At 67.9% G+C, this 24,765-nt stretch carries 27 protein-coding genes; 14 read left to right on the top strand and 13 right to left on the bottom strand.

Annotated elements, in window-relative coordinates; genetic code table 11:
• Positions 1 to 44: 44 nt before the first annotated feature.
• Together AC5Y4H_RS06100 and hisS are read left to right on the top strand one after the other, a co-directional pair.
• Positions 45 to 713, top strand: a complete 669-nt coding sequence (locus AC5Y4H_RS06100) for an MBL fold metallo-hydrolase (protein ID WP_499979425.1) — start codon at positions 45 to 47, stop codon at positions 711 to 713.
• A 3-nt stretch (positions 714 to 716) separates the two neighbouring features.
• Positions 717 to 1,997: a histidine--tRNA ligase gene (gene hisS, locus AC5Y4H_RS06095; protein WP_499979424.1), complete on the top strand. Its 1,281-nt coding sequence runs from the start codon at positions 717 to 719 to the stop codon at positions 1,995 to 1,997.
• Positions 1,998 to 2,010: 13 nt separating this feature from the next.
• Here hisS and AC5Y4H_RS06090 read toward each other — a convergent pair whose 3' ends face one another.
• The 3 genes from AC5Y4H_RS06090 to AC5Y4H_RS06080 form a co-directional block, all read right to left on the bottom strand.
• Positions 2,011 to 2,310 carry a hypothetical protein gene (locus tag AC5Y4H_RS06090; RefSeq protein ID WP_499979422.1) on the bottom strand — a complete coding sequence of 100 codons (300 nt, stop codon included), beginning with the start codon at positions 2,308 to 2,310 and terminating at the stop codon, positions 2,011 to 2,013.
• Between the two features lie 94 nt (positions 2,311 to 2,404).
• Positions 2,405 to 2,632, bottom strand: coding sequence for a deoxyribodipyrimidine photolyase (locus tag AC5Y4H_RS06085; protein WP_067133107.1), 228 nt, complete (start codon positions 2,630 to 2,632; stop codon positions 2,405 to 2,407).
• A gap of 128 nt (positions 2,633 to 2,760) precedes the next feature.
• Entirely contained in the window at positions 2,761 to 3,246 is a 486-nt protein-coding gene (locus AC5Y4H_RS06080) for an SRPBCC family protein (RefSeq protein WP_499979420.1), read from the bottom strand.
• Between the two features lie 132 nt (positions 3,247 to 3,378).
• Here AC5Y4H_RS06080 and AC5Y4H_RS06075 point away from each other — a divergent pair, with 132 nt between their 5' ends.
• Complete coding sequence (locus AC5Y4H_RS06075; protein ID WP_499979419.1) at positions 3,379 to 4,407, top strand: Rv2578c family radical SAM protein; 1,029 nt, start codon at positions 3,379 to 3,381, stop codon at positions 4,405 to 4,407.
• A 10-nt stretch (positions 4,408 to 4,417) separates the two neighbouring features.
• Here the strand turns inward: AC5Y4H_RS06075 and AC5Y4H_RS06070 are convergent, their stop codons facing one another.
• Positions 4,418 to 6,019: a purple acid phosphatase family protein gene (locus AC5Y4H_RS06070; RefSeq protein ID WP_499979417.1), complete on the bottom strand. Its 1,602-nt coding sequence runs from the start codon at positions 6,017 to 6,019 to the stop codon at positions 4,418 to 4,420.
• Positions 6,020 to 6,107: 88 nt separating this feature from the next.
• On the opposite strand from AC5Y4H_RS06070, the gene AC5Y4H_RS06065 reads away from it, so the two are divergent.
• The gene (locus AC5Y4H_RS06065; RefSeq protein WP_499979416.1) at positions 6,108 to 6,542 is read left to right on the top strand and encodes an Rv2576c family protein; all 435 of its coding nucleotides are present in this window, start codon (positions 6,108 to 6,110) and stop codon (positions 6,540 to 6,542) included.
• A gap of 52 nt (positions 6,543 to 6,594) precedes the next feature.
• On the opposite strand, the gene AC5Y4H_RS06060 is transcribed toward AC5Y4H_RS06065, so the two are convergent.
• Positions 6,595 to 7,128: a helix-turn-helix domain-containing protein gene (locus AC5Y4H_RS06060; protein WP_499979413.1), complete on the bottom strand. Its 534-nt coding sequence runs from the start codon at positions 7,126 to 7,128 to the stop codon at positions 6,595 to 6,597.
• A gap of 69 nt (positions 7,129 to 7,197) precedes the next feature.
• On the opposite strand from AC5Y4H_RS06060, the gene AC5Y4H_RS06055 reads away from it, so the two are divergent.
• Together AC5Y4H_RS06055 and AC5Y4H_RS06050 are read left to right on the top strand one after the other, a co-directional pair.
• Entirely contained in the window at positions 7,198 to 7,983 is a 786-nt protein-coding gene (locus AC5Y4H_RS06055) for an aldolase (RefSeq protein ID WP_499979411.1), read from the top strand.
• A 36-nt stretch (positions 7,984 to 8,019) separates the two neighbouring features.
• Entirely contained in the window at positions 8,020 to 8,901 is an 882-nt protein-coding gene (locus AC5Y4H_RS06050; RefSeq protein WP_499979409.1) for a dihydrodipicolinate synthase family protein, read from the top strand.
• A 12-nt stretch (positions 8,902 to 8,913) separates the two neighbouring features.
• On the opposite strand, the gene ypfJ is transcribed toward AC5Y4H_RS06050, so the two are convergent.
• The 3 genes from ypfJ to AC5Y4H_RS06035 are packed head-to-tail and all read right to left on the bottom strand — an operon-like array spanning position 8,914 to position 11,212.
• The gene (ypfJ, locus tag AC5Y4H_RS06045; protein ID WP_499979408.1) at positions 8,914 to 9,795 is read right to left on the bottom strand and encodes a KPN_02809 family neutral zinc metallopeptidase; all 882 of its coding nucleotides are present in this window, start codon (positions 9,793 to 9,795) and stop codon (positions 8,914 to 8,916) included.
• Positions 9,796 to 9,804: 9 nt separating this feature from the next.
• A complete protein-coding gene (locus AC5Y4H_RS06040; protein WP_499979407.1) occupies positions 9,805 to 10,302 on the bottom strand; it encodes an SRPBCC family protein in 498 nt (165 codons plus the stop codon).
• 10 nt (positions 10,303 to 10,312) lie between these two features.
• On the bottom strand, positions 10,313 to 11,212 hold the full coding sequence (locus AC5Y4H_RS06035) for an oxidoreductase (RefSeq protein WP_499979581.1): 900 nt from the start codon (positions 11,210 to 11,212) through the stop codon (positions 10,313 to 10,315).
• A gap of 62 nt (positions 11,213 to 11,274) precedes the next feature.
• Between AC5Y4H_RS06035 and aspS the strand changes: the two genes are divergently transcribed.
• Complete coding sequence (gene aspS / locus AC5Y4H_RS06030; RefSeq protein WP_499979406.1) at positions 11,275 to 13,053, top strand: aspartate--tRNA ligase; 1,779 nt, start codon at positions 11,275 to 11,277, stop codon at positions 13,051 to 13,053.
• Positions 13,054 to 13,190: 137 nt separating this feature from the next.
• On the opposite strand, the gene AC5Y4H_RS06025 is transcribed toward aspS, so the two are convergent.
• The gene (locus tag AC5Y4H_RS06025) at positions 13,191 to 13,331 is read right to left on the bottom strand and encodes a hypothetical protein (protein ID WP_499979404.1); all 141 of its coding nucleotides are present in this window, start codon (positions 13,329 to 13,331) and stop codon (positions 13,191 to 13,193) included.
• 227 nt (positions 13,332 to 13,558) lie between these two features.
• Here AC5Y4H_RS06025 and AC5Y4H_RS06020 point away from each other — a divergent pair, with 227 nt between their 5' ends.
• Positions 13,559 to 13,993 carry a nitroreductase family deazaflavin-dependent oxidoreductase gene (locus AC5Y4H_RS06020; RefSeq protein ID WP_499979403.1) on the top strand — a complete coding sequence of 145 codons (435 nt, stop codon included), beginning with the start codon at positions 13,559 to 13,561 and terminating at the stop codon, positions 13,991 to 13,993.
• A 3-nt stretch (positions 13,994 to 13,996) separates the two neighbouring features.
• Positions 13,997 to 15,076 (top strand): FUSC family protein, encoded by a 1,080-nt coding sequence (locus AC5Y4H_RS06015; protein WP_499979402.1) that lies wholly within the window; start codon positions 13,997 to 13,999, stop codon positions 15,074 to 15,076.
• A gap of 5 nt (positions 15,077 to 15,081) precedes the next feature.
• On the opposite strand, the gene AC5Y4H_RS06010 is transcribed toward AC5Y4H_RS06015, so the two are convergent.
• Positions 15,082 to 15,471: an MmcQ/YjbR family DNA-binding protein gene (locus tag AC5Y4H_RS06010; protein WP_499979400.1), complete on the bottom strand. Its 390-nt coding sequence runs from the start codon at positions 15,469 to 15,471 to the stop codon at positions 15,082 to 15,084.
• Between the two features lie 128 nt (positions 15,472 to 15,599).
• Here AC5Y4H_RS06010 and AC5Y4H_RS06005 point away from each other — a divergent pair, with 128 nt between their 5' ends.
• The 3 genes from AC5Y4H_RS06005 to AC5Y4H_RS05995 are packed head-to-tail and all read left to right on the top strand — an operon-like array spanning position 15,600 to position 18,313.
• Entirely contained in the window at positions 15,600 to 16,526 is a 927-nt protein-coding gene (locus tag AC5Y4H_RS06005) for a transglutaminase family protein (protein ID WP_499979399.1), read from the top strand.
• On the top strand, positions 16,519 to 17,574 hold the full coding sequence (locus tag AC5Y4H_RS06000) for a zinc-binding metallopeptidase family protein (protein WP_499979398.1): 1,056 nt from the start codon (positions 16,519 to 16,521) through the stop codon (positions 17,572 to 17,574). The genes AC5Y4H_RS06005 and AC5Y4H_RS06000 overlap by 8 nt, the downstream gene beginning before the upstream one ends.
• 58 nt (positions 17,575 to 17,632) lie before the next feature.
• Positions 17,633 to 18,313: a DUF6629 family protein gene (locus AC5Y4H_RS05995; RefSeq protein WP_499979397.1), complete on the top strand. Its 681-nt coding sequence runs from the start codon at positions 17,633 to 17,635 to the stop codon at positions 18,311 to 18,313.
• A gap of 22 nt (positions 18,314 to 18,335) precedes the next feature.
• Here the strand turns inward: AC5Y4H_RS05995 and AC5Y4H_RS05990 are convergent, their stop codons facing one another.
• A complete protein-coding gene (locus AC5Y4H_RS05990; RefSeq protein WP_499979396.1) occupies positions 18,336 to 20,969 on the bottom strand; it encodes a circularly permuted type 2 ATP-grasp protein in 2,634 nt (877 codons plus the stop codon).
• 69 nt (positions 20,970 to 21,038) lie between these two features.
• The gene (locus tag AC5Y4H_RS05985; protein ID WP_499979395.1) at positions 21,039 to 22,061 is read right to left on the bottom strand and encodes a hypothetical protein; all 1,023 of its coding nucleotides are present in this window, start codon (positions 22,059 to 22,061) and stop codon (positions 21,039 to 21,041) included.
• Between the two features lie 111 nt (positions 22,062 to 22,172).
• Here AC5Y4H_RS05985 and AC5Y4H_RS05980 point away from each other — a divergent pair, with 111 nt between their 5' ends.
• On the top strand, positions 22,173 to 23,528 hold the full coding sequence (locus AC5Y4H_RS05980; RefSeq protein ID WP_499979393.1) for a replication-associated recombination protein A: 1,356 nt from the start codon (positions 22,173 to 22,175) through the stop codon (positions 23,526 to 23,528).
• Here the strand turns inward: AC5Y4H_RS05980 and AC5Y4H_RS05975 are convergent.
• The gene (locus AC5Y4H_RS05975) at positions 23,525 to 24,148 is read right to left on the bottom strand and encodes a hypothetical protein (RefSeq protein WP_499979392.1); all 624 of its coding nucleotides are present in this window, start codon (positions 24,146 to 24,148) and stop codon (positions 23,525 to 23,527) included. The genes AC5Y4H_RS05980 and AC5Y4H_RS05975 overlap by 4 nt on opposite strands.
• Before the next feature lie 191 nt (positions 24,149 to 24,339).
• Between AC5Y4H_RS05975 and AC5Y4H_RS05970 the strand changes: the two genes are divergently transcribed.
• Positions 24,340 to 24,729 carry a secondary thiamine-phosphate synthase enzyme YjbQ gene (locus AC5Y4H_RS05970; protein WP_499979580.1) on the top strand — a complete coding sequence of 130 codons (390 nt, stop codon included), beginning with the start codon at positions 24,340 to 24,342 and terminating at the stop codon, positions 24,727 to 24,729.
• The last annotated feature ends 36 nt before the right edge of the window (positions 24,730 to 24,765 follow it).

Genomic DNA, 24,765 nt, shown 5'->3' with positions numbered 1-24,765 from the left:
CGCCGCGACTCGTGTCAAGTGGGGCCCGTGGGAAACTGGGAACCGTGTTGATCACCGGATTTCCCGCCGGCATGTTGCAGTGCAACTGCTACGTCCTGGCGCAGCGGCCGGGAACGGACGCCGTCATCGTGGATCCGGGGCAGCGGGCGATGGGCCCCTTGCGAAACGTCCTGGACAAAAACCGGCTGACGCCGGCCGCGGTGCTGCTGACCCACGGGCACATCGACCACATGTGGTCGGCGCAGAAGGTGTCCGACACCTACGGTTGCCCGACCTACATCCATCCCGAGGACAGGTTCATGCTCACAGACCCGATCTACGGCCTGGGCCCGCGCTTGGCGCAGATGGTCGCGGGAGCCTTCTGGCGGGAGCCCAAGCAGGTCGTCGAGCTGGACCGCGATGGCGACAAGCTGGACCTGGGCAGCGTGACCGTCAACGTCGATCACAGCCCCGGGCACACTCGCGGGTCGGTGCTGTTCCGGGTCCTCGAGGCGAGCAAGGAGGGAACCGACGTCGTCTTCACCGGCGACACGCTGTTCGAGCGCTCGATCGGCCGCACTGACCTGTTCGGTGGCAGCGGCCGCGATTTGCTGACCTCGATCGTCGACAAGCTCCTGGTCCTCGACGACGCGACCGTTGTGCTGCCGGGGCACGGCAACGCCACCACCATCGGCGCCGAGCGGCGCCTCAACCCGTTCCTCGAAGGCCTGTAGCCCGTGCCCGAGTCATCAGCGTTCTCAGCCTTCGCGGCGCCCAAAGGCGTGCCGGACTACGTCCCGCCGGACTCGGCGCAGTTCGTCGCGGTGCGCGACGGCCTGCTCGGGGCCGCCCGACGGGCCGGCTACAGCGACATCGAGCTGCCTATCTTCGAAGACACCGCCCTGTTCGCCCGCGGCGTCGGCGAATCCACCGACGTGGTGTCCAAGGAGATGTACACATTCGCCGACCGTGGCGATCGTTCGGTGACGCTGCGGCCCGAGGGCACCGCCGGCGTGGTGCGCGCGGTGATCGAACACGGTCTGGACCGCGGCGCGTTGCCGGTCAAACTCTGTTACGCGGGGCCGTTTTTCCGTTACGAGCGTCCGCAGGCCGGTCGCTATCGCCAGCTGCAGCAGGTCGGCGTGGAGGCGATCGGCGTCGACGACCCCGCTCTGGACGCGGAGGTGATCGCGATTGCCGACGCCGGGTTCCGCTCGCTCGGGCTCGACGGCTTCCGCTTGGAGATCACCTCGCTGGGTGATGACAGCTGCCGCCCGCAGTACCGGGAGCTGTTGCAGAACTTCCTTTTCGCGCTCGACCTGGATGAGGAAACGCGACGGCGGGCGCAGATCAATCCGCTGCGCGTGCTCGACGACAAGCGACCCGAGGTGCGCGCGATGACGGCCGACGCTCCCGTGCTGCTCGATCACCTCTCCGATGCGGCCAAGCAGCACTTCGATACCGTGCTGGCCCACCTGGACGCGATGGCAGTGCCCTACGTCCTCAACCCGCGCATGGTGCGCGGGCTGGATTACTACACCAAGACCACCTTCGAATTCGTGCACGACGGCCTGGGCGCACAGTCCGGCATCGGCGGCGGCGGCCGATACGACGGCCTGATGCGCCAGCTCGGCGGACAAGACCTGTCCGGCATCGGTTTTGGGCTCGGTGTGGACCGCACCCTGCTGGCGCTGCGCGCCGAGGGCAAGAGCGTGGGGGTGACGGCGCGTTGCGAGGTGTTCGGGGTGCCGTTGAGCGAACAGGCCAAGCTGCGGCTGGCGGCGCTGGCCGCACGGCTGCGCGCCGGCGGTGTGCGCGTCGATATGGCCTACGGCGATCGCGGTCTCAAGGGCGCGATGCGCGCGGCCGACCGCTCCGGTGCCCGGCTTGCGCTGGTCCTGGGCGACCGCGACATCGAGTCCGGCACCGTCGGTGTGAAGGATCTGACGACGGGGGAGCAGGTCCCGGTCGCGCTGGATTCGGTTGTCGCCGAGGTGATTTCGTGGCTAGCTCGCTAGCCGGCCGCTTGCGCTAGTGCGGTAGATTAGCCAGATAGCACTGTACTCGAGTGGCGGCGTCGTTTGGGTTGACTCCCATAGTCACTAATCTCTGCACTACTTGGTCCGCGGGTATGCCAGAACCGATGTCGGTATCGATCACGTGCAGGCTGGGAAACCAATTCTCCGCGCTCACGCCCGGCGGCGGCGGCTTCGCGTCGCCCCCCACGCATTGAGCGTAACCATTGACGCCAGTGTCGGCGTGAGCTGACGACGTGGCGACCAGTATGGCGATGGGGACGGTGGCGGCCGCAGCGACGCAGATGAAACGCATGGGGGCATTATCTCGCGTCCACATTGTCTGACCAAGCTCCAATTTCGGCGATGCCCGGCCGCGCGCCCCACATTGCCGTCCTGGGAAGCGCGTTTCAGCTTTTCTTGCTTGGAATAATGATGACGACGATCAATGTGAGGATCGAGAAAAACAGCCCGAGAATTCCCCATCCGAGCGGGTTGCGGCCCTTCATCATTGCGATCACCCCGCAGACTATTGCCGCGATAATGCTGCCGATAGCGACGAAAATCCCCTTGATGCCGCGCAGGATAAAGCCTGCCGCGACGGGGTCCGAACTCGCCAAAATCACCGAGTGCAACATGACAGGTCCTTTCGTGAGGGGCCCGAAGGTTATACCCGAACAAATGCGGCGTGAAACCGCGTCTCCGTTGGACCCACTGGCCCCAAACGCCATGAGCAACACCGCGTGTGGGGGTGGCGGGATTGAAATTATCCGGTCGGATAGCCGCGGCGCACGGTACGGTCCAGAATTCCCAGCGTGGCCCTCAGGGCGCCCTCGGACAGAATCGGGAAAATTCCGGCTTCCCGCCACTGCGGGTCGATGTTCGACCAGTCGTAGAACGACGTGACCACGGTGGCCGAACCGTCCTCGGACGGCGCAAGCGAATAGCCGTAGACATGGCCGAGCGGCGGCTGGATCTGGCCCAGAACCGTCCACGCGATCAGGCGGTCCTGCTCGAACTCCTTGATGTCGACGGTGACGTCGTATTTGCCCAATTCCGGGAAATCGTTGAGAGATTCGCGGTCCATGTGAACGACGAAGCGGTCGCCCACGGCGCGTACCGGATCGCCGGCGGCCGCCTGCAGCATCCCGGACGAGTCGATTGCGACGTGGCCCTGCGGGTCGCACAGCACGGCGAAGATGGCCGGCGCCGGTGCGGCGATGGTGCGGGAAGTCTCGATGCGGTCGGTCATTTTTCCTCGCAGCCGGGGAGGGGCGATACGATCCGCAGCTTATCCTCGGTCCGGCCTTCGTTCGCCGCGTTCGGTCGCTGAGGTGTCGTACCCCGCTTGACTCGCGCTCGAACTAATGTTCGAATAGGCGCTATGTGGTGGGCAAATCAGGCCGTCGCGGTCAACGGGAAGCCGGTCGAGGACGGGGCGTTGCCGGGGCTGCAACGCATCGGCTTCCTGCGCAGCGTGCGAGCGCCGCAGTTCGACGGGATCACCTTTCACGAGGTGGTGTGCAAGTCCGCGCTGAACAGGGTGCCGAACGCGTCGGCGCTGCCGTTCCGCTACACCGTCAACGGCTACCGCGGCTGCTCGCACGCCTGTCGGTACTGCTTCGCCCGGCCTACCCACGAATACCTGGAGCTGAACTGCGGCAACGACTTTGACACTCAGGTTGTTGTCAAGACCAACGTGGTCGAGGTGCTGCGCCGCGAGCTGCGGCGGCCGTCGTGGCAGCGCGAAACCGTCGCCCTGGGCACCAACACCGATCCGTACCAGCGGGCGGAGGGGCGCTACGCGCTGATGCCGGGCATCATCGGCGCCCTGGCGGGCTCGGGCACGCCACTGTCGATCCTGACCAAGGGCACCCTGCTGCGCCGCGACCTGCCGCTGCTCACGGATGCCGCGGCGCAGGTTCCGGTCTCCGTCGCGGTGTCGCTGGCCGTCGGCGATCCGGAACTGCACAAAGACGTCGAGCCCGGCACCCCGACACCGCAGGCCCGGTTGGGCCTGATCAGCGCCATCCGGGCCGCCGGGCTGGACTGTCATGTGATGGTCGCGCCGGTGCTGCCGCATCTCACCGATTCCGTCGAGCACCTCGACGGGCTGCTCGGCCAGATCGCCGCGGCCGGTGCCGGCAGCGTCACGGTTTTCGGGCTGCACCTGCGCAGTTCGACCCGGGGATGGTTCATGGGATGGCTGGCGCGCTCGCATCCCGAGCTGGTCGGCCGCTATCGCGAGCTGTACCGGCGCGGTGCCTACCTGCCGCAGGATTATCGCGCCATGCTGCGGGAGCGGGCCGCACCGCTGATCGCCAAGCATCGACTGGCCGGGGACCACCGCCCGTTCTCGCCAGCGGCCTCGGTCGCGCCTGCGCCGGAACCCGTTCAGCCGACCTTGTTTTAGCTGAGCCGAGCTAGCCGGCCTTGTCGGCGCGCGGCTTCGTGAGCGTGAATTCGTCGATGACGGCGACTTCACCGGACGGACCCCGCAGCGCGTAGTGCGTCGCCTTGATCGAGGTGTTACCGCCGGGTTGGCCCGGGTCGACGTCGAACGCCGCGAAGCCGTATGGGTTGTCGCGGTCGCGGAACGCCGACCATGGCGCGTCCTCGAGGACGTACACCGGGGCCTTGCGCCTCAGCCCGGGATCGAACGCGCCCACACCGGTCACCACCCGGCACCGGGGCTCGGGGAAGAACATCGCGTTGCTCGGTGCGGAGGTGCCACCCCCACCGATGACCAGGTGCACCGTCCCCCGCGTGGCGTCGATGACGTCGTTTCGCGTGTCGACGGGTATCGGGGTGCGGGTGTCGGTCCCCAGCGTGCCGCGCAACGGATGCGAGCGTTCGTAGTGGTGCTCGTGACCGCACACCACCAGATCGACCTGGTACTGGTCGAACAGCGGCAGCCACTCCTCGCGGATGCCCAGGTCGGCGCCGTTGGTCCGGTCGGCCGTCGAGATCGCGGTCTGGTGCATGCACACCACGACCCAGTCGATGCGGGGGTCACGTCGGGCCGCAGCGAGTTCGGTTGCAAGCCAGCGCTTTTGCTCCCCGCCGGAGTAGCCGTGCACGTAGAAGTTGCCGCCGTCCTGGAAGGCGACGTCGTCGTTGCTCAGGCTGATCACCCGCACCGAGTCGGCGGTGAACGAGTACCACATGCCGCGGGTCTCCGGGCTCGACCCGGAATCGGGCACCGCGAAGTAGGTCTGGTAGGCACCGTATCCGATTGGGCCGTTACCCAACTCGTTCTCGTGATTGCCGGCCGCCGGCATCCAGGGCCGGTATCGCGCCGAGCGGGTGTTGTTCTCGAACCAGTTCGACCACGTGCGCACCCGGTCGTGAGCCAGGTTGGCGTAGCACAGGTCGCCATTGATCAGGTTGAACAGCGGCCCCATCCGTTCGATCGCCGTGGTGGTGTCGGCGGCGGCCGGCGAGCCGATGTTGTCGTTGGCGTAGCTGCCGTCGGGCATCTTGGCCAGCGCAGGCGTGGACTGGTCACCGAAGCTGGTGAACAGCAGTCGTTTTCGGCCCACGGGCGCCGTGCGCACGGTGGCCTGCTCGGGTTGTGCGCCGTCGTGCACCGCCGCGTACACGTAGTCGGTGTCCGGGGTCAGGCCGGTCAGCCGGGCATGATTGACGCGAACTTCGGTGCCCGACTTCGCGTCCCGGTAGGTGCGGGTTTCGGCGGCGACGGTGCGGCCGAAGCCGGACGTCGGCGTCCCGATCATGACGCGCGGATTGCGGACCGCGTCGGTGGTGTGCCAGGACACCACCACCTCGGTGCCTGCGTCCTTCCCGAATTGCAGGTGCAGCCCGCCCACCGGTGGCGCGCCGTGGCGATCGGGCTGCAGCCAGGCCATCGGGGCTCGCGGGCGAGACTGCAGCAGCACGGCGCCGCCCCCGAGGCTCACCCCGAGCGCGGCCGAGACCGCCCCGGTCGTCAGCAACCGGCGGCGGGTCACCGGCGCGTCGGCGATATCGGCTTGTTTCGGTGCCGAGTGTGGCTCATCGCTCATGCTTGCTTCATACCGGAGCCGGGCAACCGCGGGCACAGCTGCCGGTAAACAGCGAACCGCCGCTAACGAATCCGGTAGCGTTTTCGATATGACGAACGTGCACAGGACAGCGAGCGCGATCTCAGCGGTAATGCTGGCAACGGCCGTGGGCGCGGTGCTCGCGCCCGCGACCAGCCATGCGGAGGGCCATCAGGTGACCTACACGGTGACGAGCCCCAACAATCTGACCGCCACCGTCAACTACGTAAATTCGGATCCGCCCAGCCAGGCGGCCTACAACGCGGACCCGTCGAAGTTCACGACCAGCGTGCAGGCCCCGCTCAGCGCTGGAACACCGGTCACCTACACCGCCACCTTGGCGAACCCGACCCAGTCGGCGCGGATCAGCGCCAGTGGCATGCTGCATTGGCCGGATTCGGGCAACGGGCCGGCCTCGTTCCACTGCGAGATCGCCGTGGACGGCCAGGTGATCGCGCAGCAGGATGCGACCACCACCGTGACCTGCGCGGCCCAGCCGGGTTAATCAGCCCGGTTTCGCTGAGGGCGAACACCGTCCGTCGACGTGCCCGTCGCGTTCAAGCCGGTGCGCTGCCGGGTGCGGCGTGCGCGACGACGACGACTTCGGCGCGTGCGTCGCCGACCGCCCGGATCTTATGGCTGATCGATGCGTCGAAATACGCGCTGTCGCCGGCCTCGAGCGTGAATGTCTGGTCGCCGTAGTCGAATTCGATGGTTCCCGCGTGCACGAACATGAATTCCTGGCCGGCATGCTCGGGATGCGGGTCGTCCGCCTGCTGTTCCGTCGGGCGAACCACGAACGGCGACATCGTCTTTCCCAGCAGTGACGAGGCGAGCACCCGATAGCGCTCACCGTCGGCGCCGGCGCTGGCACGCTCAATGGCGATCTTCTCCTGCGCCGCGTCCTCGGAGAACAGGCGTCCGACGTCGACATCGAGGGCCTTGGCCACCTTGAGGGCCACCGCGATCGACGGTGTGCTGCGCCGGCGTTCGATCTTGGACAGGTAGCTCTTGGTCAGTCCGGTCTGCTCGGCCAACGCCTCGAGGGTGAGGCCGCGCTGGGTGCGGACCGCGCGCAACAGTGCCGTCATCGGCGACCCCTCTCATGACACAAGGTTTCCTATAATGATACGGTTGTGTCATCTCTTGAGGAGCCGATTATGGCCAGCACGTTCACCGATTCGAAGTCCGAGCTGATGCGCCGGGCCGCCGAGCAGTTGACCGCGAACGTCACCGATTCGCAATTGACCACCCGCCAAAAGCTGGCTCTGACCTGCCGGGCGTTGTTCGACGCCGGGCATGACTCGGGGCTGGCCGGGCAGATCACCGCGCGCGCCGAGGCCGACGGCACCTACTACACCCAGCGGCTGGGCCTGGGATTCGACGAGATCACCGACGGCAACCTGCTCCTGGTCGACGAGGACCTCAATGTCCTCGACGGGGACGGAATCGCCAACCCCGCCAACCGGTTCCACAGCTGGATCTATCGCGCCCGGCCCGACGTCCAATGCATCGTGCACACCCACGCGTTCCACGTGGCGGCGCTGTCGATGCTGGAAGTCCCGCTGATCGTCTCGCACATGGACACCACGCCGCTCTACGGCGACTGTGCGTTTTTGCCGAAATGGCCGGGCGTGCCGGTCGGCAACGAAGAAGGGGAGATCATCAGCGCCGCCCTCGGCGACAAGAAAGCGGTGTTGCTCGCCCACCATGGCCACGTCATCGCCGGTGCCAGCGTCGAGGAGGCGTGCTCATTGGGAATCCTCATCGAGCGTGCCGCCAAGCTTCAGTTGGCCGCCATGGCCGCCGGCACCGTCAAGGAACTTCCCGACGAGCTTGCCCGCGAAGCCCACGACTGGACGCTGTCACCGCAGCGCAGCCGCGCCAACTTCGCCTACTACGCCCGCCGCGCCCTGGCCCGGCATCCCGATGTATTGACCAACTGAACCCGCTATCCGCCAACGCAATCCGAGGAGACCTCCGTGGCACATGCGTCTCAGCCCAAGATCCACGGCATCATCGCCTACCCGGTCACTCCGTTTTCCGAACAGGGCATCGACGCCGAAAGGCTGGCCGCACTGGTCGAGCGGCTGGTCTCCGCCGATGTTCACGCGATCGCCCCGCTGGGTAGCACGGGCGAGCTGGCGTACCTCGAGGAACCCGAATTCGACACCGTCGTCGACACCACCATCGCCACCGTCGCCGGCCGCGTCCCGGTGATCGTCGGCGTTTCAGATGTGACCACCGCCAAGACCATTCGGCGCGCCCGCTACGCGCAGCAGGCCGGGGCCGACGCGGTGATGATCCTGCCGGTGTCCTACTGGAAGCTCACCGAGCGGGAGATCTTCCAGCATTACCGCAGCATCAGTGACGCCATCTCCATTCCGATCATGGCCTACAACAACCCGGCCACCAGCGGCGTCGACATGCCTCCCGAACTGTTGGTGCGCATGTTCGAAAGCATCGACAACGTCACCATGGTCAAGGAATCCACCGGTGACCTGACCCGCATGCAGCGCATCGCCGAACTGTCCGGCAACCGGCTGCCCTTCTACAACGGCAGCAACCCGCTGGTGCTGGACGCACTGAAGGCCGGAGCGTCCGGATGGTGCACGGCCGCACCGAATCTGCGGCCACGGCCCTGCATCGACCTGTACGAGGCGGTGCGTGCACAAGAACTCGACACGGCTCAAAAGCTCTACGACGACCTCAAGCCGTTGCTCACCTTCATCGTCGCGGGCGGGCTGGCCACCACCGTGAAGGCCGGCCTGGAGCTGCTCGATTTCGGAGTCGGCGACCCCCGCGCACCGCTGTTGCCGATCGACGAGCAGGGCCGCGCCGAGTTGCGGGCCTTGCTCGCCTAGAACGTCGTTCGGCTAACCCAAGTCCGGCGCGGAGAAGGTGTCACACTTGTTCGGGTCGCCGGTCTGGTATCCGATGGTGAACCACTTCTGCCGTTGTTCCGACGAACCGTGTGTCCAGGACTCGGGATTGACCCGCCCGGTGGATTCCTTCTGGATGCGGTCATCGCCCACCGATGCGGCGGCGGAGAGGGCATCGGAAATGTCTTTGTCGCTCAACGGTTCCAGATAGGGCACACCCGTGCTCTCCTGCTTGACCGTGGAGGCGTAATGCGCCCAGATCCCGGCGTAGCAGTCGGCCTGTAGCTCGGTGCGCACGCCGTTGCCGCCGGCGCCCTGCGCGCCCTGCTGCGAGCGGCCCAGCAGGCCCTGCAGGTTCTGCACGTGGTGACCGTATTCGTGGGCGACCACATACTCCTGGGCGAACGGCCCACCGCTGGAACCGAATCTGTCGACCAGCTCCTTGAAGAAGTCGGTGTCGAAATACGCGGTCTTGTCCACCGGGCAGTAGAACGGCCCGACCGCGGTGGTCGCGTGTCCGCAGCCGGTCTCCACGGATCCGGTGAACAGCCGCACGCGAGGCCGGGTGTAACCCTGCAGCAGCTGATGCCACACCGCGTCCACCGAGTTGCCCGTGGCAACCACGCGACATTGCACGTACTTGTTGGCGTCGGCGCCGGTCTTGCACTGGCTGAGGTCGAAGCCGGGTGCCGAGTAACCGCCGGTGTTCGTCTGCGGCTGCTGGTTCATCACGCGACCGGGGTCGACGCCCAGTAACAGCGCACCGATGAGGATGAGCAGCCCGAGTCCGCCACCCCCGACGGCCATTCCCATCCCACCCCCACCGGACGAAGACGCGGTGCTGGTGTCGATCTGCATGCCCTCGTTGAAGGTCATGGCGCTCTCCTAACGTTGCCGGGTCGCAAGGGAGTCGGTGTAGGTGCGCAGGTTGCGCAGGTAGCGGCGCAGGGCCAGGTTCAGCAGCGGGCCCACCACGGCCATGGCCAGTTTCGCCGGGCCGGCCGGTTTTTGGGCCATCGTCCACGTCAGCCGGCAGCCGCCCGGGATGACCTCCACCCGGTAATCCTCGGCGAATGCCGCCACGGATCGGGTCGAGCATTCGTTGAACCGAAAGGCCATGTGCGTGAAGGGTTCCCAGGCGAGGAATTCTTCGTTGCCGACGAGGCCGCCGCGCATCTCGACGACGCGGGTGGTCCCGACGCCGCGCGGCTCGGGGCTGGTCCAGGTGACCTTCGTGATCACCTTCGCCCACCGCGGCCAGGACTGCGCGTCAGCAAGCACCTCGAACAGCTGCTCGGGCGTGATGGCCAGGTCGACGCTGTTGCTGAACCGGAACGGTGCGGTGTCGGTGAAGCTCGTATCGACGCGTTCGCAGGGGAACATGACAAATAACTTAGCCGGGGCCGTCGCTGGCCGCGGCCAGTAAGGGCACGACGACGTCGCTGATCGGCGTGGCCAGGCCGTGGGCCCGGCCTTTGCGAATGATCACGCCGTTGCGGATGTCCCATTCCATTGGCCGGTGTTGTTCCGCATCGGTCAGGATCGACGTGCTCAAGTCTTCGGCGACGTTGCGGAACATGTCGACCAATGCGTCGGCCACCCCGTCGGCCAGCCTGGCGCCCTCGGCCCGAGCGACGGCCAGGCACTCGGCGACATACCGCCGCGACAGCGCGGCGACGTCGTCGCGGCGGAACATCCCGGACCGCCTCCGCGCCAGCGCCATGAACCCGGCCAGTGCGTTGGTGAGCAGCTTGTGCCAGGCCGCGGTGATGATGTCGGGGTCGCAGTCCACCCGGCAGCCGGCGCCGCGCAGCAGTCCGGCGATGGTCTCCGCGGCTGGCCCGCTGGGCAGGACCAGGGCCGCCTCGGTGCGCAACCGCACCCAGCCGTCGGGCTGGGTCTCGGCCGAGTACCACACGATCCCGGGAATGACGGGGGACAGCGGGCAGTGCGGCTGCACCTGCTCGACCTGCTCCACGCCGTTCTGCAGCACTAGAACGATGGTGTGGACGTCGCACAGCCGGGCCAGCCAGCCGGCCGCCGCGTCGTTCTGGGTCGCCTTGACGGCCAGCAGCACGACGTCCACCGGCCCGGCCACCTCGGCGGGATCGGTGCGCACCGGCCCGGGAACGACGATCGGGTCGGCCCCGTCGGGCCGCAGTTCGATGGCGTCGCGTGGGGTGCGACCGCACACCATGACCGAATGGCCCGCCCGGTACAGCAGCGCGGCGGCCGTCGTGCCGACGGCTCCGGGACCGACCAGGGCGATGTTGGTAGCAGCGTCTGTGGCGATGCCACCGAAATTACCTCCTTTAGACTGGTCACTCGTTCAAGCCAGGTGAAAGGGAGTGTTTTGTGCTGCGCAGTCACGCCGCGGGTTCGCTGGACAGTAGCGACGCCGGGCAGCAGGTGACGCTGGCGGGCTGGGTGGCCCGTCGCCGCGACCACGGCGGCGTCATCTTCATCGACCTGCGCGACGCCTCCGGGATCGCCCAGGTGGTGTTCCGCGAGGGCCTCGAAGAAGGACAGGTGCTGGCCCAGGCGCACCGGCTGCGCGCCGAGTTCTGCGTCGCCGTTACCGGTCGGGTCGAGATCCGCCCCGAGGGCAACGCCAACCCCGAGATCGCCACCGGCGACATCGAGGTCAACGTCACGTCGCTGACCGTGCTCGGGGAGAGCGCCCCGCTGCCGTTCCAGCTCGACGAACCCGCCGGCGAGGAGCTGCGGCTGAAGTATCGCTACCTGGACCTGCGCCGTGATGGCCCGGCCGCCGCAATCCGCCTGCGCTCCAACGTAAATGCCGCCGCTCGGTCGGTGCTCGCGCAACACGATTTCGTCGAGATCGAAACCCCGACCATCACCCGCTCCACGCCCGAAGGGGCCCGCGACTTCCTGGTGCCGTCCCGACTGCATCCGGGCTCGTTCTACGCATTGCCGCAGAGCCCGCAGCTGTTCAAGCAGCTGCTGATGGTGGCCGGGATGGAGCGCTACTACCAGATCGCCCGGTGCTACCGCGACGAGGATTTCCGCGCCGACCGCCAGCCCGAGTTCACCCAGCTCGACATGGAAATGAGCTTCGTCGACGCCGAGGACATCATCGCCATCTCCGAGGAGATCCTGGTCGCGTTGTGGGCGTTGATCGGCTACCAGATCCCGACGCCGATCCCGCGGATCAGCTACGCCGACGCGATGCGACGGTTCGGCTCCGACAAGCCCGACATGCGCTTCGGGCTCGAGCTAGTCGACTGCACAGAGTTCTTCAAAGACACCACATTTCGTGTCTTCCAGGCGCCGTACGTCGGTGCCGTGGTGATGCCCGGTGGGGCGTCGCAGCCGCGGCGCACACTGGACGGCTGGCAGGAATGGGCCAAACAGCGCGGCCACCGCGGGCTGGCCTACGTGCTGATCGCCGAGGACGGCACGCTGGGCGGTCCGGTCGCCAAAAACTTGTCCGACGCCGAACGCGACGGTCTGGCCGCCCACGTCGGGGCGAAACCGGGGGACTGCGTCTTCTTCTCGGCGGGCCCCGCCAAGCCGTCGCGGGCGCTGTTGGGCGCGGCCCGCGGTGAGATCGCCCACCGGCTGGACCTGATCGACCCGCAAGCGTGGGCGTTCGTCTGGGTGGTGGACCCGCCGCTGTTCGAGCCCGCCGGCGATGCGACCGCCGCCGGCGACGTCGCCGTCGGGTCGGGGGCATGGACCGCCGTGCACCACGCGTTCACCTCACCCAAGCCCGGCCATGAGGACGCCATCGAGACCGATACCGGCAACGTCCTCGCGGACGCCTACGACATCGTCTGCAACGGCAACGAGATCGGCGGCGGATCGATACGTATCCACCGCCGCGACATCCAGGAGCGGGTGTTCGCGGTGATGGGCCTCGATCACGCCGAGGCCCAGGAGAAGTTCGGATTCCTGTTGGAGGCGTTCACGTTTGGCGCACCCCCGCACGGCGGGATCGCGTTCGGCTGGGACCGGATCAACGCGCTGCTGTCCCGAGTCGACTCCATCCGCGAGGTCATCGCCTTCCCGAAGACCGGCGGCGGCGTGGACCCGCTCACCGAAGCACCGGCGCCGATCACCGCCCAGCAGCGCAAGGAGTCCGGAATTGACGCCAAGCCGGAGCGCAGCTGACACACGCGCTGATCCCCAACAAGCTCGGGCCGAGTGTGGTGGGTTACCAGCCGCTTTCGTCACCCCACATGCCGAACTGGCGACCGCGGCGGTCGAGCGTCCCTGCCGGCAAGCGGTCGTTTTATTGGCCAGGCCTACTAGCAGCCGGCGCGAAGTGCGGCGCAGCTGATGGCACCGCCTTCGATCATGATGCAGCTCGACGATCCCAGCATTACCCCGATCAGCACGACGGCCAGTGCGGCAGCTTGCAGAGGTCTCTTGGTGACCTTCGTCCTCATGAGTCACACCTTTCTGCTGGTGAGATGACCGCGGTAGGTCCGCTACCGCCGACTTGCCGATGCTATCGCGGGCATTTGGACACGTGTTTAATATCACGCAAACTGCCGGGTGCCGTGGAGTGCCCGAATCGACGAGCGACTAGCGTTGACGACCGCTGGCTGGATTACTCGACGGGCCCTCGCGGGGAGTCCGGAATAGACGCCAAGCCGGAGAAGGTTGACGGGGCATGACCGAACAGATGCCAGACACCGAGACGATCAACGCGTTCAACAAGGCGATCGCCGACGAGTTCCGCGCCAACGACGGCAAGGTCGGCGGCCAGTTCGCCAACGCCGACCTGCTGTTGCTCCACACGACCGGCGCCAAGTCGGGTCAGCCGCGGGTGTCGCCGCTGGCGTATTTCCGCGTCGACGGCAGACTCATCATCATCGGCTCCTTCGCCGGCGCCCCGGTCAGTCCGGCCTGGGTCCACAACCTGCGGGCCAACCCCCAGGCGCGCGTCGAGATCGGCACCGACACGTTCGACGTCGCCGCCCGGGAACTTCCCGCCGACGAACGGGCAGAGCTGTTCGACAAGATCACCGCAGTCGCTCCCGGCTTCGCCGAATATCAGGCCAAGACCACCCGGGTCATCCCGCTGTTCGAGTTAAACCGGACCTAGCCGGTGGGCGGTTCGCGGCGAGCGGTGCCATCCGTGGTTCTCGCCGCCGCGCGCGCCGGCGGCAAGCGGCTGCGGGTGGTGTGGTTCAACCTGGTGCAGACCGCGGTGGCCGCGGGCCTGTCCTGGTACCTGGCCCACGACGTCCTCGAGCACCCGCAGCCGTTCTTCGCGCCCATCGCCGCCGCGGTGTCGCTGTCGACCAGCAACGTGCTGCGCGCTCAACGGGCCGTCCAGATGATGATCGGGGTGACCCTGGGGATCGGCCTGGGCTCGCTGGTGCAGGGCCTGCTCGGGCCCGGTGAGCTACCCATCGCGGTCGCCGCGCTGGTGGCCTTGGCCGCCGCGGTGTTCATCGGGGGCGGCTTCATCGGGCACGGGATGATGTTCGCCAACCAGACGGTGGTGTCCGCGATCCTGGTGCTGGCCCTGTACCACGGCGGCGTCGGGCTGGAACGCATCTTCGACGCGCTGATCGGTGGTGCGGTGGCCATCGTCTTCGCCGTTTTGCTGTTTCCCGCCGACCCGCTGACGGTCCTGCGCAACGCCCGCGTCGGCGTGCTCGGCGTGCTGCACGGCGTGCTGTCGCGCGCCGCGGACGTCGCCGCCGGACGCAAAGCCCCGCCGCCGGATTGGCCGCTGACGGCCGTCGACCGGGTGCACGAACAGCTCAGCGGGCTGCTCGAGGCGCGCACCACCGCTCGCCACGTCGTCACCATCGCGCCGCGACGCTGGGGCCTGCGCACCACGATCCGGGCCGCCGATCATCAGGCCGTGCACGTGGCCCTGCTGGCCGGCTCGGTGCTGCAGCTGGCCCGCGCCGTCACGCCCGGCCCCGATGACGTCTCAAGTGGCGGCCGCGAACCCCTTCCGGATCCCGTGCCCGCCGTGCTGGTCGTACTCGCGGCCGCGACCGCCCTCGCCGACTCCGATCCCGCCGGCGCCTGCGCATACACGGCGTCGGCGCGCCAGCACGCCGCGGAAATGCAGTCCGGGGCGCAGGAGAAAACGCACGTGATCCTCGCCGACGTCGTCAGCGCCTGCATCGACGACCTGCAACGCGTCATCGACCTTCGGCACGCCTGAGCGCTTCAGCGCGAGTCGGCCAGGAACTCCTGAACCAACTTCCGGGGGGCCTGGGTCAGCCACGCCTCGGTGATGAGCTCTTCGAGATCGCGCACCGAGATTTCGGACAGGTTGACCAACACGGCGGGATAGCCGTCGAAATGCGGGGTGGTGAAGTAAGTCCCGGGCTCGTCGTCGATCAGCGCGAACTTGACGCCCTCGTCGGACACCCGGACCCCGAGAATGTCGCCGTGCGGTGGTCGCGGGCCGTTGCGCTCCAGCGCCTCGCGCTCGGAGGGCCGCAGCGGCCGCTCCCAGGCCAGCAGTTTCTTGCCGACCCGCCAGTCGTGTGGTGACGGCTCGGAGGTGAGTGCCAGCTCACCGACGATGCGGGCGACCTCGCCCCAGGTGGCCACTACACGATTGTGCTCCCGTTTTGACGCCCGTGCCGTCGGATTGGCAAACGGTCGGTGACGCGAAGTTCCGCGCGCCCCACGCGGGGGGCCGCCATGTGATGAGATCAGCGGTGAGGAGGGAGAAGCGCTTGCCAGCAGAACCAGGCGAAGGGGCCGCTCGCCGGCACCGGGTGACCCACCGCACCGAGTACCGCTACTCCGACATCGTGACCAGCTCGTATGGGCGCGGGTTTGTCACGCCGCGCGACTCGCTGCGGCAGCGCTGCGTCGCGCATCAGCTGATGATCGAACCGGCGCCCGCCGACAGCTCCACCAGCGTGGACAGCTACGGCAACACCAGCTCCTATTTCCACGTGACCGAGCCGCACCGCACCCTGAAGGTGACCAGCGATTCCATCGTCGACGTCTATCCGCCCCACGCGGATTCCCATAGCTCCGCGGCGCAGCCGTGGGAGGCGGCCCGGCCCATCGGACCCGGCGCAGCGTTGGCGACCGAGTTCACCCTGGACCTCAATCCGCCGGAGATCACCGACGACATCCGGGACTACGCGGCGCCCAGCTTCACCCCGGGACGCCCGTTGATCGACGTGCTGCGGGACCTGGCGTCGCGCATCTTCACCGACTTCACCTACCGGTCGGGGTCGACGACGATTTCCACCGGGGTCAACGAGGTTCTGGCCGCCCGCGAAGGGGTATGCCAAGACTTTGCCAGGCTGGCGATCGCCTGCCTGCGAGCCAACGGGCTGGCGGCCAGTTACGTCTCCGGATATCTGGCCACCGACCCGCCACTTGGAAAGGATCGGATGATCGGCATCGACGCCACCCACGCCTGGGCAGCCGTGTGGACTCCGCAGCAGGCCGGCCAATTCGAGTGGCTGGGGCTTGATCCCACCAACGACCAGATGGTCGACGAGCGCTATATCGTCGTGGGCCGGGGTCGTGACTACGCGGACGTCCCACCGCTGCGCGGCATCATCTACACCGACTCCGAACACAGCGTGATCGACGTCGCCGTCGACGTGGTGCCCTTCGAAGGCGATGTGCTGCATGCGTGATTTCACCTGCCCGAACTGCGGTCAGCGCCTGACCTTCGAGAACTCCACCTGTCTCAATTGCGGTAGCGCGCTGGGGTTTTCGCTCGACCAGATGGCTCTGCTGGTGATCTCGCAGGACGACACGAGCGAGCACGCTGGCTTCGTGCACGCGAGCGAGTATCAACTGTGCGCTAATTTGCTTCTTGCCGAATGCAATTGGCTGGTCCCCGTCAACAACCCCCGGCTGCTGTGCCCCTCGTGCGCGCTGACGGTCGAACGTCCCAACGACGCCGACACCACCGGGATGGCCGAGTTCGCCCGGGCCGAGGCGGCCAAACGCAGGCTGATCGCAGAGCTGCACGAACTGAAGCTGCCGATCGTCGGGCGTGACAAGGATCCCGACTACGGGCTGGCCTTCCGGCTGCTGTCCAGCGCGCACGAGCAGGTGATGACCGGGCACGAAAACGGCGTCATCACCATCGACTTGGCAGAGGGCGACGACGCGCACCGCGAGCAGTTGCGGGTCGAGATGGACGAGCCGTACCGGACGCTGCTGGGCCATTTCCGGCACGAGATCGGGCACTATTACTACTACCGGCTGATCGCACCGTTCGCCGATTATGTGGAGCGGTTCAACGAGCTGTTCGGCGACCACGAAGCCGATTACCAGGAGGCGCTCGACCGCCACTACAGCGAGGGCGCTCCCGAGGGCTGGCAGGAGAACTTCGTATCGTCCTATGCCACCATGCATCCCGCCGAGGACTGGGCCGAGACGTTCGCACACTACCTGCACATCCGTGACACGCTGGACACCTCGGCGTGGTGCGGGCTGGCCCCGGCGTCGGCCACCTTCGACCGGCCCGCCCTGGGTCCCAGCGCTTTTCAGACGATCATCGACATGTGGCTGCCGTTGTCGTGGTCGCTGAACATGGTGAACCGGTCGATGGGCCACGACGACCTGTACCCGTTCGTGCTCCCCACCGCCGTGCTGGAGAAGATGAAGTTCCTCTACACCGTGGTCGACGAGGTGACCTCGGAGTCGCGGGGTCCGGCCTCGGTCGCCGGCTGAGTCGCGCGGTCGGGGCCGAAGCCCGATTCGCAGCGGCACAAACGGGAACCCTGCGGCGATGTGCTTTTCGATCACAGCGGATCTGGTGGTGGGCACCACCCTGGTTCCGGTCGCCGTGGCGACCCTGCGCGAGGTGAGGCACTGGCGCGAGGTGCCGTTTGCGTTGTTGCCGACGGTGTTCGCGGTCCACCAATTGATCGAGGCGGCCGTGTGGCCCAACGGCGTCGTTTCACCCGGGCTGGCCCACGTGGCGACGCGTGCGTACGTCTTCATCGCCCTGCCGCTTCTTCCCGCGCTGGTCCCGTGGGCGATCCTGATGCTGGAACCGCGCGGTGCGCGGCTGCGGGTCGCGCCTTTCGCGGTGCTCGGCGCCGTCGTGGCCGTCTATCTCGCCGTCGTCGTGCTCACCGAGCCGGTCGAAGCGACGAAGGGCCCGCATGCACTGCAGTACCAGACCGGCGTCCACGACGGCTACCTGTGGGCGGTGCTCTACGTCATCGCGGTCATCGGGCCGGCATTGCTGTCGGGCTATCGCTCCATCGTGGTGTTCGGGTTGGCCAACCTGGTGGGGCTGATCGTGGTTGCCGTCCTCTACGTGAAGGCGTTCGCGTCGCTCTGGTGCATCTACGCCGCCGCGCTGTCGGTCCTGGCGCTGGTGCACATGGTGCGGCGCCGCCGACTGCCCGACCCGCACCGCTACCATGGCGTCACCGCGGATCGGGCCACCTCGGACGCGTGAAAGATGAAAGCGGAGAACGGAATTAGGCCGGCATCACGCGCCGTGCGTCGGGACCCCAAATCGGTTGCATGCCACCGGGCAGCGCCAGCTGGGTAGTGGTGATGACCTCGGCCAGGTTGCGCAGCTCGGCGTGCACCGACGCGAGCAGCTCCGCCAACTCGGCGCGCCTGCCGTCGTCGCTGACCCGTTCGAGCTCGGCGGGGTGGGACCGGCGCAACATCGTGCCGATCTCGTCCACCAACCGTTCGGGGCGCGACGATCCCGAGGAGCCGGGCAGGTCCCTGAGATTGGTCCGCAGTCGCTCCAGCTGATACTGGAGCGACCGCGGGTTCTGCGCGTCGAACAGCATCAGCTCGGCCATGGCGGCCACGCTGATCTTGCCCACCGTGCGGCGCCGATAGATGACCGAGGACTCGCACGCGACCAGGGTGGACTCGATCACGGTCTGTTCGGCCGCGGCGCCGCGGACGACGGTGAGGGTGGACTGCAGCAACGCCGTCAGCCACAGTCCCCGTTCGATCCGCTTCCCGATGTCCATCATCGTCCAGCCCACGTCGCGCACCATCGACTCGTTGGCCACCCCGGACAGGGTCAGCATGCCGGACAGCGTCTGGGCGTGAGCTCCGGTGAGCAAGGCGTCGGCCTCGGAAAGCGACTCGGGCGGATCGCTTTTCAGCGCCAGCGCCCGCTCCACCGCGGCCAGCACCATCCAGGTGTCGTTGGACATCTGGTCGCGCACCGCCCGCGCGGCCAGCGCCAAACCCTCCACCGATTGCACCAGCGAGCCGGGCCGGTTCGGATCAAGGGTGAGTGACCACAGCGTGGAGGGGGCGGTGGCGATCAGCTCGGCGTGGTCGCCGTCGCTGTCGGGCGTTCCGGTGATTCTGCCCAGCGCGGTCATCAGCACCGGCACACATTCGCTTTCCTCGCTGTGCTGATGGTGGCGGTAGACGTGGAACCGGTCGCGGGCGACGATCAGCAGCCGCGCCATGCTTTCCGCGCGCTCACCGTAGCGGCCGATCCAGAACAGGTCGGACAGCACGCGCGGCGAGCTGACGCCCCAGGTGCCGGCGGCCGTCTTCGCCGGCGGCTCCGGCGCCGGAAGGCTGATCGCCTCGGCGTGTGCCCGCTCGGTCGGTCGCACCCAAACATCTTTTGCTGCAATGGTTTTCAGCGTATACGCGGCCGGTCCGGGGGTCAGCACGTAACCAATGCCGCCGATCATCGGTGCGTAGCCGCCGCGCTGGGCGACGGTGAACAAACGGATGCCGACGCCCGCCGAGGACAACACCCCGGCGTGATCGGTGGGCACGGACGAGAATTGCGGCAGTTCCTGGCCGACCCACTGCCACGGCATCTGCTCGATGCGGGCCGCCAACCGGGTCAGCTGGTGAGACGAAAGCGTCGGCCCGACAAGGGTTTTGTCGCCGATGGTGGACTTGACCAACAATGACGGCAGATTCGCCAGCAGGTGTGAACGTTCACTGGCGATGCCGCCCCAGTACATCCCGGGGGTGGGCAACCGCAACGTTTCCGACAGCAGGTGCTCGGCCATGGCGGGCAGGAAGCGCAGCAGCCCAGGGTTTTCCAGAATCCCGCTGCCCAGTGTGTTGACCACGGTCACCGTCCCGCGGTGCTGGGCCTCCACCAGGCCGGCCACCCCGAGCCGGGAGTCGGCGCGCAGATCCAGCGGGTCCGTGTACTCCGCGTCGACCCGGCGAAGGACGACGTCGACGCGCTTCAAGGTACCCAGCGAACGCATCCACAACATGCCGTCGCGCACCACCAGGTCGGCGCTTTCCACCATCGGGAAGCCCAGCAGGGTGGCCAGGTAGGCCTGGTCGAACGCGGTCTCCGAGTAGATACCCGGGGACAGCACCACCACGACGGGATCCTGGGCGTCATCGGGAGCGGCGTCGATCAGCGCCAGCCGCAGCGCCTGCGCGAACGGAGTCGTCGGCCGCGGCGCGATTCGCTCGTAGAGGTCGGGGAGCGAGTGCGCGACGACGCGCCGGTCGGCCAGCGCGTACCCGGCACCCGAGGGTGCCTGGGTGCGATCGCCGTTGACGACGAAAGTGCCGTCCGGGCGCCGGCTGACATCGCAGGCATGCATGAAAAGCTGATGGCGCCCGGGGATTTCGATTCCATTGGCCGCGCGCACGTACCCGGGATGGCCGAACAGCAGCTCGGGGGGCAGGACGCCTTCGGTGAGCAGGCTGCGCGGCCCGTACAGGTCGGCCAGCACGGCGTCGAGCACCCGGGACCGTTGCAGCAGGCCGGTCTCGAGCACCTCCCAGTCGCTGGCGGACAGCACGATCGGCAGCGTGTCCAGCTGCCAGGGCCTGGGCTCCTGGCCGCGACCGTCGGGCTCGACGTCGGTGTAGGTGATGCCGTCGTTGTCGATGAGGTCGTGCACGACCGAGCGCAGCCGTTCCAGCCCGGCGCGGCCCCGCTCCGCGATGGCGTCGGCCAGCTCGGCCCACGCCGGTCGGACGCTGCCGTCCGCGTCGAGGAATTCGTCGTAGCCGCTTGCCGGACCGTGGCGCAGATCGAAGAGCGCCTCCTGGGCCCGCGCGGCGCGGTATCCGGCGAGCAGGCGATCCGCGTCATAGCCCGTGGCGGCGGCCCCTGACGGTGCACCGGTGCCGAATGTCATCGGTGGGCCGGCCTGATAACCCGACTGAGGCAGCGGGGCCGCCTCAGTCGACGGTGTCGATCATGGGATTCACGGCGCGACCGTTCCGCCGGACAGGCGGCGGTAGGTGTAGACCTGGATCAACAGCGCTACCGGGGCGGCGACGACGAGCCCGACGAGGCACAGCAGGGTGCCCACGATCACGATCGCGAACTGCACCAGCCACGACAGCAGGGTGCTGCCGATGTCCGAGCGGACCGTGGCGAAGCTTGCTTTCAGCGCCTCGATCGGCGGCAGGTCGCGATCAATCGCGAAGGCGATGGTGAACAGCGCGAAGAAGCTGAAGACCGCAACGGCCAACAGCGCCACCAAGTTGAAGACGATCGTCGGCGGGATCAGCGACAGCGCGTCCAAGGCCACGGTGATCACGCTGAGCAGCGCCGCGGCCAGAAGCGCGTTGCCGAAGTGGCGCGGCTTGAAGAAGGAACTGACGGTCACCGGCCGGGCGTCGGCTATGTCGAGGGCGCCCGACAGGAATGCCGCCTGGACGAAGATGGTGTAGACGAAAATGACGATCTGCAGGACGATCGCGCCGACGCCGCCCATGCTTCCCGAAAACGATGCGCCGTAATTTCCGTCGGCGTTGCTCGTCGTGGCGTCGCCCCCGCCTACCAGCACGAATACCAGGCCGTACAGGATCAGCCCGACGACGGCGTACACCAGTAAGGCAACGATCAGCGGGACGGCGTTCTTGCCGAACTTGTTGAACGCCCACGAGAAGCCTTCACCGATGCTGAATCGCTGCGGGCCTCCCGCGGGGTAGCCCGGTGGCGGCCCGTAGCCGGGGGGTGGGCCGTAGCCGGGAGGGGGTCCGTAGCCGGGCGGCGGCGCGCCGTAACCCGGTTGCTGGGGAGGCGGGCCGTAACCCGGTGGCGGCCCGTAGCCGGGGGGTGGGCCGTAGCCGGGCGGTGGGCCGTAGCCGGGCGGCGGCGCGGAGCCGGGTGGTGGCCCATATCCGGGGGGCGGCCCGTAACCGGGCGGCGGGTATCCGGAGTGCTCAGGATTGCCTTGCGGCCCGATCGGATTGCCGGGGTACTCCGGGGGTTGGCTCATGGCCGCTCCTACGTCGTCGACGTTCTGGGCATGCGTCGCAGAACTTAACAAGTATCCGACGGCCGCGCAGACCCTGCCACGTGAGTCGCCGCCGTGTCGCGGCTTCGTGGTATGCCTGAAGCCGTGTCCGACGGTCTGTTTGACCTGCCCGGCCCGCCGCAGTCAAGCGATCATGGGCTGGGCGTGTCGGGCGATGCGCCCCTGGCGGTCCGGATGCGTCCGGCCTCGCTGGAGGAGGTCGTGGGCCAGGACCACCTTTTGGCGCCCGGATCCCCGCTGCGCCGCCTGGTCGAGGGGTCGGGTGTGGCGTCGGCCATCCTGTACGGCCCGCCCGGTAGCGGCAAGACGACGCTGGCCGCGCTGATCTCGCAGGCGACCGGCCGTCGGTTCGAGGCGCTCTCGGCGCTGTCCGCGGGCGTCAAAGACGTACGGGCGGTGATCGATACCGCCCGCCGGGCGCTGCTGTCCGGGGAGCAGACGGTGCTGTTCATCGACGAGGTGCACCGGTTCTCCAAGACTCAGCAGGACGCGCTGTTGTCCGCGGTGGAGAACCGGGTGGTGCTGCTGGTGGCGGCGACCACGGAGAATCCCAGCTTCTCGGTGGTGGCGCCGCTGTTGTCGCGCTCGCTGATCCTGCAGTTGCGGCCGCTGAGCGCCGACGACATTCGCACCGTGGTGCAGCGCGCGATCGAGGACCCGCGCGGACTGGGCGGTCAGATCACGGTGGTGCCCGACGCCGTCGACCTGCTGGTGCGGCTGGCCGCCGGTGACGCCCGCCGCGCCTTGACCGCGCTGGAGGTGGCCGCCGAGGCGGTCGATCCCGGCGGCGAGTTGACCGTCGCGGCCGTCGAGCAATCCCTGGACGAGGCCGCCGTGCGTTACGACCGCGACGGCGATCAGCACTACGACGTCATCAGCGCCTTCATCAAGTCCGTCCGCGGCTCGGACGTCGACGCCGCACTGCACTATCTGGCCCGCATGCTGGTCGCCGGCGAGGACCCGCGATTTGTCGCACGCCGGCTGATGATCCTGGCCAGCGAGGACATCGGCATGGCCGACCCGACCGCGCTGCAGGTCGCGGTCGCGGCCGCGCAGACGGTGGCGCTGATCGGCATGCCAGAGGCGCAGCTCACCCTGGCGCACTGCACAATTCATCTGGCCAGCGCGCCCAAGTCGAACGCGGTCACCACGGCTCTGGCCGCGGCGATGGCCGACATCAGGGCCGGCAAAGCCGGTCTGGTTCCGCCCCATCTGCGTGACGGGCACTATTCGGGTGCGGCGGGCCTGGGCAACGCGCAGGGCTATCGGTACTCGCACGACCACCCCGACGGGGTTGTCGCACAACAATATCCACCGGATGAGCTGGTAGGGGTGGACTACTACCGGCCCACCGGCCGCGGCGGTGAACGCGAGATGGCAGGCCGGCTGGACCGGCTGCGCGCGATCATCCGCCGCAAGCGCGGTTAGACCAGCTCGGGCACCCGCAGGTGTGCGATCGCCAGTTCGAATTCGGCGACGTCGATCACTTCTGCGCCCAGGTCGCGCACCCGCCTGCTGCGGAGTTCGCTGGCGCGGTCGCGGTTGCGGGCCATCGCCTCCATGGAGTCGAACGTGGAGCACGTCACGGCGCGGCGGCAGGCGGGGTGGTCGACCATCAGGCTGGCGCTGCAGAACCCGTCGAGATTCTCCATCTCGGGTAGCACCGCCATCCGGTAGAACTCCAGCGACCGGTTCAGCTGGTCCGGCACCACTTTGAGCCAGGTGGCCCGAACGCACGCCCCGGGGCGGGAGGGGTGGTCGCGGTGCAGCAGCGGGATGTCCCATTCCTCGACCCGCGCGCTGCCGTCGAACATCAGCGCGGCGCGGTCCCGGATGGGTGCGACCTGCTCGGCGCTGCCGCGCATCGCGTCCATGGTTTCCCACGCGCTGGTGGCGATGCAGGTGCCGGACTGCCGGTCGACCAACAGCGACAGCCCCACGCACCCATCGATCTCGGTGAGGGCGGGCATGACGACATCGCGAACGTGCGCAATACCGATGTCGACCGACAGGGGTTGCGCCTGGATGGTGGTGGAGCGTGCGTACACGGTTGGCCCCTCCTATATCGGGGCGGCGCCCCGGTGGCGCCACCGGTCCCACCCGCTACCTTCCTCCTGCCGGTTACTCGCCGCAACGCTTTCGGCAAGCTTCTGGCGGCCGTTGGTCGCTGTGGCGGCACTCACAATGGATTGGCTGGTCGTGACGCTCGCGCCGTAGGCTGGGCCGGGTGCATACCGATGTGTTGGACGTCGACACCTCGCGCCGCCGAATAGTCGATCTGACCGAGGCGGTGCGCGGCTTCTGCTGGTCGCGAGGGGACGGCCTGTGCAACGTGTTCGTCCCGCACGCCACGGCCGGGGTGGCCATCATCGAGACGGGCGCCGGTTCCGACGACGACCTGGTCGACACGCTCGAACGCCTGCTGCCGCGCGACGATCGTTACCGGCATTCGCACGGCTCCGCGGGCCACGGCGCCGACCATGTGTTGCCCGCTCTCGTCGCGCCGTCGGTGACCGTTCCGGTGTCGGCCGGTGAGCCGATGCTGGGCACGTGGCAAAGCGTCGTCTTGGTCGACCTGAACCGGGACAATCCGCGACGCTCGGTCCGGCTGAGTTTTCTGGAGGGTTAGCGCCCGGTGCCCGTCACATCGGGGCAGGTACTGTGA

The organism is Mycobacterium sp. NGS58, from assembly GCF_059812385.1.
Note: the sequence above shows the minus strand (reverse complement) of the source record. Positions and strands in the feature narration are given on the sequence as shown.

What these genes read in the sequence shown, in the direction of transcription:
- AC5Y4H_RS05995 (WP_499979397.1), top strand. Translation starts at nt 17,633, where the DNA reads ATGTGCTTTTCGATCACAGCGGATCTGGTGGTGGGCACCACCCTGGTT.
- AC5Y4H_RS05985 (WP_499979395.1), bottom strand. Translation starts at nt 22,061, where the DNA reads ATGAGCCAACCCCCGGAGTACCCCGGCAATCCGATCGGGCCGCAAGGC.
- AC5Y4H_RS06080 (WP_499979420.1), bottom strand. Translation starts at nt 3,246, where the DNA reads ATGACCGACCGCATCGAGACTTCCCGCACCATCGCCGCACCGGCGCCG.
- AC5Y4H_RS06055 (WP_499979411.1), top strand. Translation starts at nt 7,198, where the DNA reads ATGGCCAGCACGTTCACCGATTCGAAGTCCGAGCTGATGCGCCGGGCC.
- AC5Y4H_RS06085 (WP_067133107.1), bottom strand. Translation starts at nt 2,632, where the DNA reads ATGTTGCACTCGGTGATTTTGGCGAGTTCGGACCCCGTCGCGGCAGGC.
- AC5Y4H_RS06060 (WP_499979413.1), bottom strand. Translation starts at nt 7,128, where the DNA reads ATGACGGCACTGTTGCGCGCGGTCCGCACCCAGCGCGGCCTCACCCTC.
- AC5Y4H_RS06000 (WP_499979398.1), top strand. Translation starts at nt 16,519, where the DNA reads ATGCGTGATTTCACCTGCCCGAACTGCGGTCAGCGCCTGACCTTCGAG.
- AC5Y4H_RS06090 (WP_499979422.1), bottom strand. Translation starts at nt 2,310, where the DNA reads ATGCGTTTCATCTGCGTCGCTGCGGCCGCCACCGTCCCCATCGCCATA.
- ypfJ (WP_499979408.1), bottom strand. Translation starts at nt 9,795, where the DNA reads ATGACCTTCAACGAGGGCATGCAGATCGACACCAGCACCGCGTCTTCG.
- AC5Y4H_RS06065 (WP_499979416.1), top strand. Translation starts at nt 6,108, where the DNA reads ATGACGAACGTGCACAGGACAGCGAGCGCGATCTCAGCGGTAATGCTG.
- AC5Y4H_RS06020 (WP_499979403.1), top strand. Translation starts at nt 13,559, where the DNA reads ATGACCGAACAGATGCCAGACACCGAGACGATCAACGCGTTCAACAAG.
- AC5Y4H_RS06040 (WP_499979407.1), bottom strand. Translation starts at nt 10,302, where the DNA reads ATGTTCCCCTGCGAACGCGTCGATACGAGCTTCACCGACACCGCACCG.
- AC5Y4H_RS06025 (WP_499979404.1), bottom strand. Translation starts at nt 13,331, where the DNA reads ATGAGGACGAAGGTCACCAAGAGACCTCTGCAAGCTGCCGCACTGGCC.
- AC5Y4H_RS06075 (WP_499979419.1), top strand. Translation starts at nt 3,379, where the DNA reads ATGTGGTGGGCAAATCAGGCCGTCGCGGTCAACGGGAAGCCGGTCGAG.
- AC5Y4H_RS06070 (WP_499979417.1), bottom strand. Translation starts at nt 6,019, where the DNA reads ATGAGCGATGAGCCACACTCGGCACCGAAACAAGCCGATATCGCCGAC.
- AC5Y4H_RS05990 (WP_499979396.1), bottom strand. Translation starts at nt 20,969, where the DNA reads ATGACATTCGGCACCGGTGCACCGTCAGGGGCCGCCGCCACGGGCTAT.
- AC5Y4H_RS05980 (WP_499979393.1), top strand. Translation starts at nt 22,173, where the DNA reads ATGCCTGAAGCCGTGTCCGACGGTCTGTTTGACCTGCCCGGCCCGCCG.